Raw genomic sequence first — 14,403 nt, 5'->3', positions numbered from 1 at the left:
GCGCCTTGGCCGATGTCAGACGGGCTTAGACTGTGCGGGCCGAGCGGAAGCTGTAGGAGCGTCGAACCACCGGACGTCGCGCTGAGGGGCGCTGTTTCTGAGATGGTTCCGGGGTGGACTTTGGGCAGAGATCCTGGATCAGGCCGGTTCCGGCGCATTCACGTACATCTTTGATTGCCGCGGCAGCGTGACGTTTGTCAGCGAACTTCTCGGAGACGGCGAGCACAACTCCGTTGGGGGCAACCAGCCTGAACCGCACCTGCGATTCGGCATCCATGAATACCTCGAATGATCCTGCCATGAACTTGCTCCTTCCAGGCAACTCTGCCTTTGAATCTTGGTGGGCACATGCCTGGCCAACGTTCGGCGAGAAATGATTACTGATCTCTTCGAACCAACCGGTCGGTCCGTGTCCAGTGAAACGGCAGGCAGCCCCGCAACGATGTTTCCAGAACGGGGTGGAGTCCATAAGGGACAAAAGTCCCGGATTGTGTGAAAACAGGGTGTACTGAAGGATGTTTGCCCCAATCATCAGCCCCTTCCAAACTGGCATGCGTGGTATTCATGGGCCGGGAGTTGTCCGTTGCGCTGACGAAGAGGGTTAGTTCTCGTTCTGGTGGGGCGAGCTGGGCTGATGGCACTCTGGCGATCCATGACACCAGGCCTCACAGTAGGAACGGACGAGGTTTTCAACCAGATCGATAGGCGGGAGGAATGAGCGTGAACGGCGACCGTTGTGTGCTGGTTACAGGTGGAGCGCGAGGGATCGGCAGATCCATTGCGGAACATCTGTCGGGAGCGGGCTGGAACGTTGTGGCAACTTTTTACACAGGTCTTGACGAGGCCAGGGAACTCAGCCGCACTCATGGTGTTGAAGTGCGTCAGGTGGATCTGACCGACAGATCCGCGTCCCTACTGTTCGCTCGGCGGATTCGTGATGAATTTTCCTTTAATGCGCTGGTCAACAACGCGGGCATCCTGGTGAAGGAATCGATTGAGGAACTTGACTTCGAGGCATGGGACGAAACTTTTGAGGTGAACGTCACCGCTCCGCTCATCCTTGCCCGAGAAATAGGCCTCCATATGACAGCCGGGGGGAGCATCGTCAATATCGCCAGCATCGACGCGTTTATCGGATCCTTTCGCAGTATCGCCTATTCAGCCAGCAAAGCAGCCCTTCTCTCTGTCACTCAAAGCCTTGCCAATGTCCTTGGGCCCCGCGGCATACGTGTCAACGCAGTAGCTCCTGGATGGGTAGACTCCGGTATCCTTCCAGAGTCTTACGCGGCGGCAATCCTCACCCCACTTGGGCGCAACGGTAGCCCGGATGATGTTGCCAGTGTTGTCGCTTTTCTCCTAAGTCCAGAGGCATCCTTTATCACCGGCTCGTCCGTCGTGGTTGACGGAGGCTACTCAAAGGTGGACTACTTCATGAAGAAGGAAAATGATTCCCTGGCGAATTAGTCATGGAATAGGAGTTCTCGCAGCTGCTTCTACTTCTCGACCTTTAAACGCCGATAATCTACATTATGTAAAGTAATGGGTTTTCCTGGTTATGGCATGCGACTGTGCGCCACACTGTCACCAACCGGCGACATCCAGGATGCGTTCCGCGACGTCCGGGGGTGTCAGGTCGTCGACGTCAATGACGACGTCGTCCAGTGCCGCGTCATCGAGTGCACGCGTGAGACTCTCGTAGCCGGCAAGAAAGCCCTCAAGCTCCCATGGCGCGTCGACCGCGTGCCGTCGACGCAGCCGTTCCTCCACCACTGCCCGGGACGTACGCAAGCGGACAAGCGGTGCCCTTTCAGCGTCCATGACACGCACACCGTGCGAGAGAGCGACGCGACATCCGTCCAGATGCTCCCGATCGGTGAACACGTGCGCAACGGCAATGCATTGAACACCGGCCGCCCAGTATATTTTGCTCACCGCGGCGAGGTTCGCGCGAGCCGTACGGCCGCCCCAGGGATCGTCAGTCGGGCGCGGCCAGAAGAGCGCCAGCTCGTCGAGATCGACGAAAGCGTGGGAGACACTTCGCTCCCCCAGTACGGCACCAAGTGCCTGAAGCGCAGTTGACTTTCCGACCCCGGACGAGCCGTTGAGCAGCAATGCTCGCGAAGGATCGATCACCGATCTACACCGACTCCGCCGCATTGATTGATCTGCCTTGCTACGTCTTCCGCCGAAAGCTCGTCCGTATTGATAATCGTGGCACCGTTGGGCCGGAGTCCTACAGCTCGAGCCTCCGCGATCGAGGCGGCCACCGCCGCGCGGATGCCCAGCTCATCGAGTCCCAGGCGGTGATCGGCGGCAAGAGGTGGCCCGCCACCCGCCGCCCGGGCGCGATGACGTGATTCAATCACGTCGTCGGAGGCATCAAGCCAGAACAGGTGTGCAGGCTTTGCAATAGCGGTGAGCGCTCGCGCCGTCAGCGGATCCGCGGTTATTAACACGTGCCGAATCCCGCGACGGGCCATCACTGCCGCGAGGGCGGCCGAGTTGGCCGCGCGCAGTGACGCGGCCTCCGGCGCGCGGGGGTCCGCCCCCAGGATGCCGACCTGGTAGCTGTCGACGTACCCGGTACGTTCGCCTGACCACATGCGCTGCAGGAAGGCCAGGAACCCCGTTGTCGACAGCCCGACACCGCCAGCGCCTGTTATGAGAGTCACCGTGGACTCCGCATCGATTACGGGTGGAACGGCCAGCGGCTTGTCGAGGCGCTCCGAGCGGGCCAGACGCTCGGAGCCCTCGAGCAAGGTCCCGGCGACCTGGGACGGCGATTGACAGGTCGTATCGACCGCAACATCCACCCAGGTCGCGTCGAAGCTGTGGGCATATTTGACCGAATCGGCGGCGAGTTCCACGTTCCATCTACGCTGCTCCACCCGGTCCACCACCGTCTCGTCGGAGGCGTGCAGATGAACGACGAGAACAGGCGGGCGTCCGCCGACAGGCAACAAGCGAGCGAGGTGAGCCGCATCGTCCACCATGCCCGCCACGATGAGGATCGTCGCTCCAGCACGTTGGAAGATCGGTCCGAGCACCGCGAGTCCGTCGGCGATGAATTCGTCCTCAGTCGCCTGGACGCCTGCCGCGTTCCTCATTTGATCGGCATCCACGAACGCGGCAGGCACGTTCCGACGCTCAAGCGCTTGCTGAAGCTGCCAGCCTACTGTTGACTTGCCGACCCCAGACGTACCGACCAGCCAGACGATGGGAATCATGCGATAAACACTATCGAATCGAACGCAGTACTGCCGACCAGCTCCTGGAGAGCCCCATCGCGAGCGAACTCGGGAATCGTTCCGATGGGCGCCGGGACGAGGACCCACACCAGCGAGAGGTTGCCTGGCTGCGGAGTAAAGGATGCCGTCAAGTGGACATCGCCGCCACCGTTGGGATAATGGTCACGGGCAATCCGCTGCAGCGCGCCGCCCTGGTCGACCTCCTCGAACAGAATCTGGCCGGCGTCGTCGAGGAACGACAGCGCGCAGTGACGCGTCGGGTAGCCCGTCTTCCGCACAGGCTCTGTCCTCGCCTCCAGAACAACCGCGATCGAACCGTTGCGGATCACGGCACGGTTGCCGCTGAATTCCACTTGCGCGTCGGTCGGACCAGGCTGCAGAAGCGCCTACACTTCATCACGCAGCGGCCTGGTTCGACTCACCCGAACGCGAACGCTATCTGCACCCCAGGGCTCGAAGCGCAGCACCTCCCCGCCACCCCGCCACTCGACGGCGTCTCCGTCGATTTGGAAGGGACTAATGGAGTCAGACACGGTATGCACTCCCCCAGGCGGCGCTCAGCCGTTCGTATTCCTCGGACGTCACCGGAACCACGACGCCGTGGCATGGGTTCGGCGGCAGCCGAAAGTCTTCGGAGGGAGTCCATTGCCCGCCGGCCAGATTGGTCGTTTCGAAAGGAACGTAACGGCGTTCCAGCGTGAACTCGTCGATCCAGAGGAACCACTTGTCCTCTGTGTTCGACTTGTAGACCAAGGGGCCCTCGCCCTGGCTGATCGGGCCAAGGCCGATACCCGCCGCCAGCGGCTTCCAGTCGGCAGCGGTCAGGGACGGGGACGTTTCCGAGAAGATCGACTTGCCCAGCGGCAGTCCACTGGTGCGGCTGCGTTCGTCCTTGAGGAAGCGGTAGTAGAGGCCCTCGTGCTTGATCACTGTGGTGTCGATCGTGGACCATCCCCTATCGATCCATACGCCAGCCTCAGAGAACTCACGGAAGTCACGTGTGGTGGCGTACATGATCCGGTTGTAGCTCTGACCTTCACGTTCGGCGTTCTCGTAGAGGGTCGAGGACCAGTACACGACGAAGGCGTCCTGCTCGGGATCCCAGACCGATTCCGGCGCCCAGGTGTTACCTGCTTCAGGTGGTGCGACCTCAACGAGGCGGCCCTCTCCCCAGTCCACCAGATCCGTCGACTCCCAAACCATGATGGAGCGGCTGCCCCGGCGCTGGTGCCGATCCCAATCAAGGCTGTCGTAGAGGCACAGGTCGGTAGCCACCATGTAAAACCGCTCGCCGTCAGGGGAACGAACAATGTGCGGGTCACGGACGCCGCCCTCACCCAAAGCCGAGTACAGGACCGGTTTGCCGCCGTTGAGGTCTTCGAAGTGCAGCGGGTTGTTCCCGTCGCTCAGGGCGAAATGGATCTGCTCACCGTCCTCTGATTCGCGTTTGAAATGGACGTAGAGGTACCCCGCATACTGACGGCTGGAACTCATTGGACTGGATCACTCTTTCTGTCGTTAGGAGGAAGCGGTACGGGGCAAATATCCATGGCTTGTCGCGCGGCGCTGGCCCGAGGTTCCGGCCCCAGCCGGTCTCCAGGCCTTGTGCACCACTCCCCCGCCGCGCGGTTCCAGATCACCGTGGGATCGGCGGCTCCATCCTGGATGGGGTCACGGAACAAAGGTTCTAAAATCTCAGTCATCGTCCACCCCCACGCACAGCTGCCCTCGTAGCGGTCCTCTATCTTCTTCTTTTGGCCCTCGTCAATCTCCACGGCGAAGATATCGTTATCCTAGCGCAGCAAAACATCACGCACGGAAGGAGGCGGCTGCCGGGCGGTCAACGAGCCGGCTGAACATTTCAGGTGAAGTGGTCAGCATGGACAGCGCCATAGCTGCGCCTCCTGCTGCACCGGCTTCCGGACCCCCACCAAGGTCCGAGACCACCACTTCCAAGGCGGCCGATGGGGTGAGAGCGTAACGTGCGATGCTCTCCCGCAGCGGGTCCAGCACAACGGCTCCGGCCAGCGACGTTTGGCCGCCCACCACGATCCGCTGCGGGTTGAGCAAGTTGCACATGCTGGCCAGCAGGCGCCCCACCACGGATCCTGCTTCGGACAGAACATTCTGGACGGACCTGTCTCCCGCGGCGTTCGCGGCAAGCACATCATCCATCGTCGCATCCGGACCCAAAGTAGCGGCCAGGCGGTTCAGTATGGCTGGAGTCCCTGCGAAGAGAACGAGGCATCCGTGATTTCCACACCTGCAAGCCGGACCGTTAATGTCTATGGAGGTATGGCCCAGCTCTCCGGCACCTCCGCCGGATCCCCGGTAAAGCTCCCCGCCGAAGAGGAAGCCGGCTGCTATTCCGCTGGACATGCTCACGTACATAAGATCCCGGATCCCCTGCCCGGCTCCCCATTTTGCTTCCGCTATCGCTTCAAGGCGGACATTGTTGTCGATGAAAACAGGAACGCCGAGGCGGCGGTTCATTTCCTGGCGCGCATTGATGCCGTGCCACGGCTGGTCGGCCAAAGCCCCGTGCACGATGCCATCCACCGGGTTAATCTGCCCGGGAAGCCCGATCCCGACGCCGAGAAGGTCATCACGGTCTCCGCCTCCCTTCTTCAGCGCGCGGTCCAGGAGGTAGACGGCCGCCTCAGCCCGGAGCTGCCACTCATCCTTGGCACCGATGACCGCCTCGGCCGATGCCACTTCATTGCCCATCAAGTCCGTGATCCGGACGCAGATTCTGTCGAGCACCTGGCTCATGCCTGCAATCCAACCCGCATCCGGGCTGAACGCGAGCTGGTCACCCGCCCTGCCGTCCACTTCGTCCCCACTCTCAACCCGCTCCGACAGCTCCACAAGCACGCCGCGCTCCATCAACTCGCGCGTAATAGTGGTGATGGTGGTGCGCGAAATACCCAAACGCCTTGCCATCTCGGCACGGTGCATGGGACCTTGGCTGACCACCAGGTCCAGGACATGCAGGGAGTTGGATAGTCGGAGGTTGCGGAGGGAGCCTCCGCTTCGGGCTGAATTCACTCCCTCATTATGTACGACCCTCCGTAAGAAAGAAAGACTTTGTGTAAAGAGTCTTGACACATCGACGTGAGGGCCCTCACACTGAGTCGGGGATCGGTCCACTCCATTACACACCTCGGCCTCTCAGGCCCGTAGCGATGAAGGTACGTCAAATGAATGTACAAAAGCACGTTTCACGCCGCAGTCTATTGGGCGGCGCTGCTCTGTTCGCCGGCTTTGCAGCCACAGGGGGCGCGCTGACCGGATGCTCGGCGAGTGCGGCGGGCGGAGGTGCCGCCAAAAAGCCCGGAGGACTGACGATTATGGGCAACCCCGGTGAGATCACCCAGGAGGTCATCGATGCGTGGGTTAAGGACCATCCCGATGTTCCCATCACCCTGATCAAGGACGACCCAACCCGGCTAAACGCTATGATGGCCGCGGGAACCCCGCCGGACCTGGCCAGGAGCCTGGGGGCCATCAGCACTGCCAACCTTGCAAGCCGCGGCCTTGCCTTGGACCTGGACCCGTATCTGGCAAAGTCGAGCACACTTAAGGAATCCGACCTGGCCAAGATCAACGACGTCTGGCGCTGGGACGGAAACAAGCAGGGCAGCGGACCGCGCTACGGCTTCGTCAAGGACTGGTCCCAGGATTCCATGTTCTGGTACAACACCGAAGCCTTTGGTGCGGCCGGCATTCCGCTTCCCACCATGGACAAGCCGCTCACGTATGACCAGCTGCTCGAATACGCCGAGCCCATGACAAAGCGTGGCGGAGGCAAGGTGGAACAGTATGGGCTGTTCGCCACGGCCCCAACCATCGAGGCAATCTCTTCCATGGTGGCAACCACCAACGGGCGTGTATTCAACGACGATCTGACCAAGGCGGACTTCACAAGCCCTGAGGTCATGCAGGCACTGCAGTGGCACATCGATGTGGCCAAAAAGCAGGTGGGCTACACGCTCCTGGATCCGAATCCGGACGGCTGGGACTGGCCGCCGTTTGATGCCAGGAGGACTGCAATGGCGTTGGCCGGCTACTGGTTTGGCGGCATGGTGGCAACGAATCCCAAAACCGCCGAGTTCGCCCGTCTCGCGCCTGCCCCGATGATGGGCTCAAAGCGCGTCAGCCCCACCACGTCGGCCACAGGCTACTGGATCTCCTCCAAGACTGCCATGAAGGACGAGGCCTACGCGTTCCTTGAGTGGTATTGCTGCACCGGGCCCAACGCCAAGGTGAGGGCCCAGACTGGCGTGGGGCTGCCGGCCGTCACGGCTTTGGCTTCCGAACTGCCGCAGTCCCAGCCTTACCAGACTGATGCACTGAAAGTGCAGCGCAACGAAGAGCAGTACCTGGAGGTTCTTCCCTTCAGCCCTTATGCCCAGGCGGTAGCTGTTAGCGCTGCCATCGCTGAACTCTTCCCCCGCGCAGTGAAAGGCGAGCTGTCTGCTGGCCAGTTCGCGGACCAGGCGACTACTGCCGTCAACGATCTCCTCAAGCAGGGCATGGAACTTGCCGGCAAGAAGGGATGACGCAGGTGAGTACTCTCTCTCTGGCTAGAGCTGTTCGCCGAAAGAGCCGGCGGGGAAACGCCGGCTTCAGGGGTTCGGGCACGTTCTACGCCTTTATCTCCCCCTGGCTGATCGGAACAGTGCTCCTGACGCTGTTTCCGCTGGGCTATGCACTGTGGATCAGCTTCACCAACTGGGATGGAATAGCACCGAATCAGAACTGGATTGGGCTGAAGAACTACACAGATGCGTTGAGTGATCCGCGCATGTGGGCCAGCCTGCAGCGTACCGGCGTGCTCGCTCTCGCCATTGTGCCCATCACCATCTGCGGAGGACTGGGACTGGCGCTGCTCCTGAACGAAAAGGTCCGCTGGCGATCAGGCCTGCGGATGCTCGTCTATCTGCCAGCCATCGTGCCCCCCGTCGCGGCGACGCTGACCTGGAAGCTGCTGTTCGACCGTGACAGCGGCGCCATCAACGGCGTTCTTGCGATCTTCGGTGCGGATGCGGTGAGCTGGATGAGCGGAAACACGGTGTTCGTGGTCCTGTTGGTGGTCATGCTTTGGGGCATTGGCGCCGGCGTGCTGATCAACCTCGCCGCCCTGCAGGATGTTCCCGCAGAGCTTCATGAGGCCGCGCGGCTGGATGGGGCAAACGCCTTTATGGCATTCTGGCACGTCACGCTTCCGAGCATCTCGCCGGTGCTTCTTTTCCAGGTGATCACTACCACCATCGGCGTCCTGCAGACATTCGTCCCGGCGCTCCTGTTGTCGCCGGCCAACGGGCCGGCGGCCATCACAGCCGTACCTGAAGCGAACCGGATCTTCATGGTGGACGTCTACGCCCAGTACTTCGCGTACTCCAAGTACGGGTATGCGTCCGCGATGCTTTGGCTCTTCTTCCTGGTCATCCTGGTGGTCACCATCATTACGTTCAAGATCGGCGGACGCACTGTGTTCTACGCCGTCGATCCCTCCAAAGAAGGGAAAGAGGGATGACGCTCATCGGTCACCGCCCCCAAACGGAGTCCCAGACCGCGCCGCCGGAACCACCTATCCGGCAAAGCCGGGAACGCAAGAACCGGGTCGCCTTCGTGATCCTGGTTGTGGTTTGCGCCATGCTCTTCCTTCCGGTCCTTTGGCTCTTCCTGACGGCTTTGAAGACGCCCCAGCAGTTGGCCTCCGATCCCATCACCTGGATTCCCACTTCGCCGCAGGTGCAGAACTTTATCGATGCCACATTAGTCCTGCCGTTCTGGGCCTATGCCGCCAATTCCCTCTTCCTGTCCACGGTGACCGGCGTCCTGACCACCGTCAGCTCCGCGCTTGTCGGCTATGGGTTCGCCCGCCTCAACGGCAAGGGAAAGAAGGTCCTCTTCGGGATCCTGATCGCCATGATGATGACACCCCCCATCATCACCCTCATACCCACCTACCTGCTGTTCGCGAAGGTCGGGCTGGTCGGCACCTACTGGCCGTGGGTCTTGTGGGGTATGGCTGGCGCTCCTTACCTCATCTTCCTCTACCGCCAGTTCTTCGCCCAGCTTCCCCGCGAACTTGAGGAGGCCGCCATCCTCGACGGCTGCGGACGGCTGCGCATCTTTGTGCAAATCTTCCTCCCGCTCTCCAAACCCGTCGTCATCACCGCTTTTGTTCTTTCCTTCAACGGCGTATGGGGCGACTTCATCGCCCCCCAGCTCCTGCTCAACCAGGACAACACCACGCTGGCGGTGGCCATCACGACCGGCTATGTCAACTCCCAAGGGTTCCCGGTCAACAACCTGCTGGCAGCCGGCGCCGTGCTCTACGTCCTCCCCGTTCTCATCATGTTCTTTTTCGTCCAGCGGTCCTATGTCAATGGGTTCGCCACTTCAGGCATGAAATAGAAGATTTCTCCTGTATGAAAGGCCTGACCCTGTGAAAATAACGGACTTGGAAGTCCTAACCATCGACGACGGCGGTGCCTTGATGATGGTTGTAGTGCACACCGACGAAGGAATCTTCGGCGTCGGAGAAGTCGGGCTTCGCTCACGCCAGCTGGCCGTTCGGGGAGCCCTGGAGCACTTCAAGCCGCTTCTCATCGGCAACGACCCCTTCCGCACAGAACACCTGTGGCAGGTCATGTCGCGGTCCGGCTTCTACCCCGCGGACCGCGTTCTCGCCTCTGCCATCTCGGCTGTGGACATTGCCCTGTGGGATCTGAAGGGCAAGGCACTGGAGATTCCGGTTTATGAGTTATTGGGGGGAGCAGTCCGGGACCGGGTGAAGTGCTACCGGCATATCTGGGGCGCGGACCATGCTGAACTTATCGACAATGCGCGGAAGGCCTTCGAGCAAGGCTGGACGGTCGGGCGGCTCTCGGTACCGTCTGAAGGTGATTTGCTGGAACCCCGCGCAGCTACCCGCCACGCCCTTGCCGAAGTGGCAGCTGTACGGGACGAACTCGGAAGCGAGTTTGAGCTGATCCTGGACGTGCACACCCGCTTGGAACTCCCCGAAGCCACGACACTGTGCCGGGAACTGGAAGGGGCCAACATGTACTTCATCGAGGATCCGCTGCGCTGGGAGAATCCCGACATCTACCGCACCTTGCGACAACGCACTTCCGTTCCGGTGGCCGCAGGCGAGCAGGCGGCGTCCAAGTGGGAAATCCGGCCGCTTATTGAGCACGACCTCATTGATTACGCCCGCTTCGACATTTGCATCGTGGGAGGCTTCACCGAGGCGAAGAAGATCGCCGGCTGGTGCGAGTCCCACCACATCCGTACAGCCACCCACAACCCGTTGGGGCCAATCGCGACGGCGGCATCATTGCATCTGAACATGACCCTGCCCACCTTCGGCATCCAGGAGCAATACCAGCTTCCGGGCACCGAGGCCAACGACGTATTCCCGGTTCAGGCAACCATGGACGGGGAATGGATGCGCCGTCCCGAGGCACCCGGCCTCGGATTGGAAGTGGATCTTGATGCTGCGCGGGCCCATCAGATCCAGCCACCTCCCATGCCGCAACTGCGTAGACTCGACGGATCATTCACCAACTGGTGAAAGGGCAATTTATGGTCTCAGGGGCAGACGAAGGAACAAGACGTCCTCTCGTAGTGGTTACGGGGGCGGCCGGGCACGTCGGGCAACTGACGTCCCAGGCCCTCGCGGGACGCTACAGGCTCAGGCTCATTGATCGGGACTGGGCCATAGGCGATTCGCAGGACGTTGAGGACGGGACCGAACGGATGGCCTTGGACCTCACAGAACGCGACGCTTGGGACGCGGCGATCGAGTCCGTCGACGCCGTGGTCCACCTGGCGGGAAACGCTTATCCGGAGATCGAGGCGCGGACCGCCGTCGAGGGCGGAGCCATGCTCACGGCAGGGCTGGCAGCCGCGGCGGCGGGCTCCGGCGTCAAGAGGATCGTGTTCGCCAGTTCCATCCACACCATGGGTCTGTACCACCGTGAGGCGCAGTACCCCATCCGCCAAGACTGGCCTCCCCGGCCCTGCTGTGAATACGGCGCCGCCAAAGTGTTCTCTGAGAACCTGCTGGAAATCCTGACCGAACGGACGCCCGTCTCTGTGGTGAGCCTGCGGTTGGGCCTGACCGGCTACGCTCCGGAGACTACTGGCTACGCCTCCCAATGGCTGGGTCCCGGGGACTACGCTCAGCTGCTCCGCGCCTCGTTGACGGCTCCGATGAGGTACGGAACCTACGTTGGAGTGTCGGCCGCGGCCGCCCAGAAATGGGACCTGACCGAAACAATCAGGGGCCTCGGATTCCGCCCCAGTGATCCCACACCCGCCCCCGTAGCTTCAAAAACCGGGGAGAACCAGGGTCATCAACATTGCCTCATGTTCCGCCCGCCAACCCTCCCGCCTTCACCTGACCATGCAGAGGACTAACCCGTGGACGACACAAGCTCCAAACTGCTGACGAGCCTGCGGGATAAGAAGCTGCTCGCCATCATTCGCGGAAACAACGCGGAAGCCTGCTTCAACACTGCCATGACGCTGATCGATGCGGGGATAACAATCCTGGAGGTATCCCTCACCACGACGGATGCCCTCAAGCTCATCAGACGGATCCATGAAACCGCTGCCGGGCAGGTCCTCTTGGGTGCCGGCACAGTCCTTACACCCGGGCAGGTGCATGAAGCCCGGGACGCGGGCGCGCAGTTCATCGTCACCCCCTGCCTTGCGCCCAGCACAGACGCCGCATTCAAACTTGGACTTCCCATTCTCGTTGGCGCGCTCTCACCTGCCGAGGTGTACACCGCAGCACGTGCAGGGGCAACGGCAGTGAAACTGTTCCCGGCAAGTGTTGGGGGCCCCTCCTACCTGAGAGCACTGCGGGACCCCTTCCCAGACATCGAATTCATTCCGGTTGGAGGCGTTGACGCCGAATCTGTGACTGAATACCTTCAGGCTGGCGCCCTCGCCGTCGGAGCAGGCAGCCCGTTAACACACGATGCACCCCGAGGCGGGAGCCTTTCTGAACTCGGTAACCGCGCCCGGAAATTCATCGGCCTCACGCAGGCCGCCTCCGCCCAAAGCCGCCACGCGGAAGGCGGACGCCAATGGACGTCTTGACTTTCGGCGAGACCATGATTGCTCTCAGGGCAGACCGCCCGCTGGCCCTGAACCCGAACATCACCGCCACGATAGCCGGTGCGGAATCCAATGTGGCCATTGCGTTGGCCCGCCTGGGGCACAACGTCCAGTGGGCGGGGCGGATCGGGGAAGATGCTGGCGGGGAGCTGATCCGCCGGACCCTGCGGGCAGAGTCAGTGGGACAGGACCACGTCACCACGGACCCTCGGCGCCAAACCGGAATTCTGATCTTTGAGCAGCGGCTGCCGGATCTCACCAGGGTGGGCTACTTCCGTCAAAACTCGGCCGCTTCAATGATTGGCATCGATGACCTTTCTCCCGCGCTGTCCAAGGGCCCGCGCATTCTTCACTTGACAGGAATCACGTCCGCCTTGAGTCTGAGTGCGGCGGAGACAGTCCTTCAGGCGGCATCCGCCGCCCATGCAGCAGGGGCAACCGTAGTTTTCGACGTGAACTATCGCGGCAAGCTCTGGAACAGGAAGCTTGCGGGCGACACATTGCGCAGGCTTCTCCCGTTCGTTGACATTGTTATTGGCTCCCCTGACGAGCTGACGCTACTTTCGGATGACGCTGGCGATGATTCCTCAGATACAGCCAAGGCGCTCATCACCGGCGGAGTACGTGAACTCGTGGTGAAACTGGGCGCGGACGGTGCCCGACTGTACGACGAGAATGGCACCGTGCACTCCCCTGCACGCGAGGTCACCGCCGTCGACAGCATCGGGGCCGGTGATGCCTTCACCGCCGGCTACATCTCCGGTTTGCTGACCTCGCGCCCGGCGGAGGAGCGGCTGTTCCTGGCAAACACCCTCGGCGCGTTCGCCGTCGCCAGCAAGGGCGATTGGGAAGGCCTGCCCACATTGTCAGAACTACCCCTGCTGGATGCCGGAAACGGCACAGCAATCCGATGAAAAGCAGAAACCTATGACTCTGGCAAAAACTCAGGCTTCAACTCACGAACCTGCGAATTACCATCCTGACTGGAAGGTATGCAACGAAACGCCGCTGGAACTCGGCGAGGGACCCCGGCTGCTGCCCGACGGCCGCGTCCTTGCAGTCGACATCCTTCGTGGGCAGCTCTGGCACGTGGATCTGGAGTCCCCGGAACAGACCGTAATTCTGCAGGAACTTTCTGTTCCGCTCGGCGCTATCGCACCGATTTCCGGATCGGAGACAGCCCTGCTGGCGGCTGCCGGTGACGGTATCGCCGTGCTCGACGGCGGACTGGTCACCTGGCTGGCCGGACCGCAACGGAACAGCGCGTTCTCTGCAGCAGACCCGTTCACAGCTGCGCCTGCCGTACGGATGAACGATGCTGTCTGCGACCCCGCGGGCCGATTCTGGGCCGGAACCATGGCCTTGGATGCCGCCCCGGGGGCGGGCTCCCTGCACAGGGTCGACTCTGGCGGAAGCATCAGGACCGTCCTCACAGGCCTGACGATTCCCAACGGCCCCGCGTTCACAGCCGACGGGTCCCTCATGTATCTGGCCGACAGCGCGGCAGGCACCATTACGGCTTACCAGGTGGACACCGAAACGGGGGCGCTCGGGGACGGGCAGGCTTTCGCCACCGTCTCCGGCGGGAGCCCGGACGGCATGATCACAGACAGTGCAGACCACCTGTGGGTTGCAATCTGGGGCGGGGGCCGGATCCACCGTTACCGCCCGGACGGCAGCATTGAGCGTATCCTCCACGTACCGGCGCAACAACCGACCAGCATCTGCTTTGCCGGCGAAGCCATGACCACGCTGGTGGTTACAACCGCAGCCATCGACCTGGACTCTCCGGGAACCTTCGACGGGCTGATACTGTCGGCCGACGTCGGCATCAGCGGCCGTCCAACACCTTCCGCGAGGATTACGGCGGCTGAAGGAGCATCGTAGTCCGCCCGGATAGTGCAGCACTCTCCGCCGCGATTTTGAAGGTTTTGGAACAGCCCGGGCCCGCGGTACGAACTACCGTGATCTCGGGGTGGGGCCGGCTGATCGCTTCGCCGACCCTGCCCTCACT

Annotated in this window: 15 protein-coding genes; 9 read left to right on the top strand and 6 right to left on the bottom strand. The window is 61.8% G+C overall.

All coding sequences use genetic code 11. The annotated features are described in order from the left end of the window. Positions 1-25: 25 nt before the first annotated feature. Positions 26-301, bottom strand: a complete 276-nt coding sequence (locus tag M1D88_RS07680) for a YegP family protein (protein WP_458113944.1) — start codon at positions 299-301, stop codon at positions 26-28. Between the two features lie 413 nt (positions 302-714). Here M1D88_RS07680 and M1D88_RS07675 point away from each other — a divergent pair, with 413 nt between their 5' ends. Further along, complete coding sequence (locus M1D88_RS07675; RefSeq protein WP_458113943.1) at positions 715-1,464, top strand: SDR family NAD(P)-dependent oxidoreductase; 750 nt, start codon at positions 715-717, stop codon at positions 1,462-1,464. A gap of 117 nt (positions 1,465-1,581) precedes the next feature. Here M1D88_RS07675 and M1D88_RS07670 read toward each other — a convergent pair whose 3' ends face one another. The 5 genes from M1D88_RS07670 to M1D88_RS07650 all read right to left on the bottom strand — a co-directional run bounded on the left by M1D88_RS07670 (position 1,582) and on the right by M1D88_RS07650 (position 6,296). After that, entirely contained in the window at positions 1,582-2,133 is a 552-nt protein-coding gene (locus tag M1D88_RS07670) for a hypothetical protein (protein WP_458113942.1), read from the bottom strand. Beyond that, a complete protein-coding gene (locus M1D88_RS07665) occupies positions 2,130-3,227 on the bottom strand; it encodes an AAA family ATPase (protein ID WP_458113941.1) in 1,098 nt (365 codons plus the stop codon). Before M1D88_RS07665 ends, M1D88_RS07670 begins: the two co-directional genes overlap by 4 nt. Then, positions 3,224-3,601 carry a hypothetical protein gene (locus tag M1D88_RS07660; RefSeq protein ID WP_458113940.1) on the bottom strand — a complete coding sequence of 126 codons (378 nt, stop codon included), beginning with the start codon at positions 3,599-3,601 and terminating at the stop codon, positions 3,224-3,226. Before M1D88_RS07660 ends, M1D88_RS07665 begins: the two co-directional genes overlap by 4 nt. Before the next feature lie 172 nt (positions 3,602-3,773). Beyond that, on the bottom strand, positions 3,774-4,742 hold the full coding sequence (locus tag M1D88_RS07655) for a glycoside hydrolase family 43 protein (RefSeq protein WP_458113939.1): 969 nt from the start codon (positions 4,740-4,742) through the stop codon (positions 3,774-3,776). Positions 4,743-5,057: 315 nt separating this feature from the next. Then, positions 5,058-6,296 carry an ROK family protein gene (locus M1D88_RS07650; RefSeq protein ID WP_458113938.1) on the bottom strand — a complete coding sequence of 413 codons (1,239 nt, stop codon included), beginning with the start codon at positions 6,294-6,296 and terminating at the stop codon, positions 5,058-5,060. A 152-nt stretch (positions 6,297-6,448) separates the two neighbouring features. Here M1D88_RS07650 and M1D88_RS07645 point away from each other — a divergent pair, with 152 nt between their 5' ends. The 8 genes from M1D88_RS07645 to M1D88_RS07610 are packed head-to-tail and all read left to right on the top strand — an operon-like array spanning position 6,449 to position 14,276. Beyond that, positions 6,449-7,810, top strand: coding sequence for an extracellular solute-binding protein (locus tag M1D88_RS07645; RefSeq protein WP_458113937.1), 1,362 nt, complete (start codon positions 6,449-6,451; stop codon positions 7,808-7,810). Positions 7,811-7,815: 5 nt separating this feature from the next. Next, complete coding sequence (locus M1D88_RS07640) at positions 7,816-8,787, top strand: carbohydrate ABC transporter permease (RefSeq protein ID WP_458113936.1); 972 nt, start codon at positions 7,816-7,818, stop codon at positions 8,785-8,787. Next, a complete protein-coding gene (locus M1D88_RS07635) occupies positions 8,784-9,674 on the top strand; it encodes a carbohydrate ABC transporter permease (RefSeq protein WP_458113935.1) in 891 nt (296 codons plus the stop codon). Before M1D88_RS07640 ends, M1D88_RS07635 begins: the two co-directional genes overlap by 4 nt. Before the next feature lie 31 nt (positions 9,675-9,705). Further along, a complete protein-coding gene (locus M1D88_RS07630) occupies positions 9,706-10,836 on the top strand; it encodes a mandelate racemase/muconate lactonizing enzyme family protein (protein ID WP_458113934.1) in 1,131 nt (376 codons plus the stop codon). After that, positions 10,833-11,684 (top strand): NAD-dependent epimerase/dehydratase family protein, encoded by an 852-nt coding sequence (locus tag M1D88_RS07625; RefSeq protein WP_458113933.1) that lies wholly within the window; start codon positions 10,833-10,835, stop codon positions 11,682-11,684. Before M1D88_RS07630 ends, M1D88_RS07625 begins: the two co-directional genes overlap by 4 nt. A gap of 3 nt (positions 11,685-11,687) precedes the next feature. Next, a complete protein-coding gene (locus tag M1D88_RS07620; RefSeq protein ID WP_458113932.1) occupies positions 11,688-12,371 on the top strand; it encodes a bifunctional 4-hydroxy-2-oxoglutarate aldolase/2-dehydro-3-deoxy-phosphogluconate aldolase in 684 nt (227 codons plus the stop codon). Beyond that, complete coding sequence (locus tag M1D88_RS07615) at positions 12,359-13,303, top strand: sugar kinase (RefSeq protein ID WP_458113931.1); 945 nt, start codon at positions 12,359-12,361, stop codon at positions 13,301-13,303. The genes M1D88_RS07620 and M1D88_RS07615 overlap by 13 nt, the downstream gene beginning before the upstream one ends. A gap of 13 nt (positions 13,304-13,316) precedes the next feature. Next, complete coding sequence (locus tag M1D88_RS07610) at positions 13,317-14,276, top strand: SMP-30/gluconolactonase/LRE family protein (RefSeq protein ID WP_458113930.1); 960 nt, start codon at positions 13,317-13,319, stop codon at positions 14,274-14,276. The last annotated feature ends 127 nt before the right edge of the window (positions 14,277-14,403 follow it).

The organism is Arthrobacter sp. R1-13 (assembly GCF_054161475.1).
Note: the sequence above shows the minus strand (reverse complement) of the source record. Positions and strands in the feature narration are given on the sequence as shown.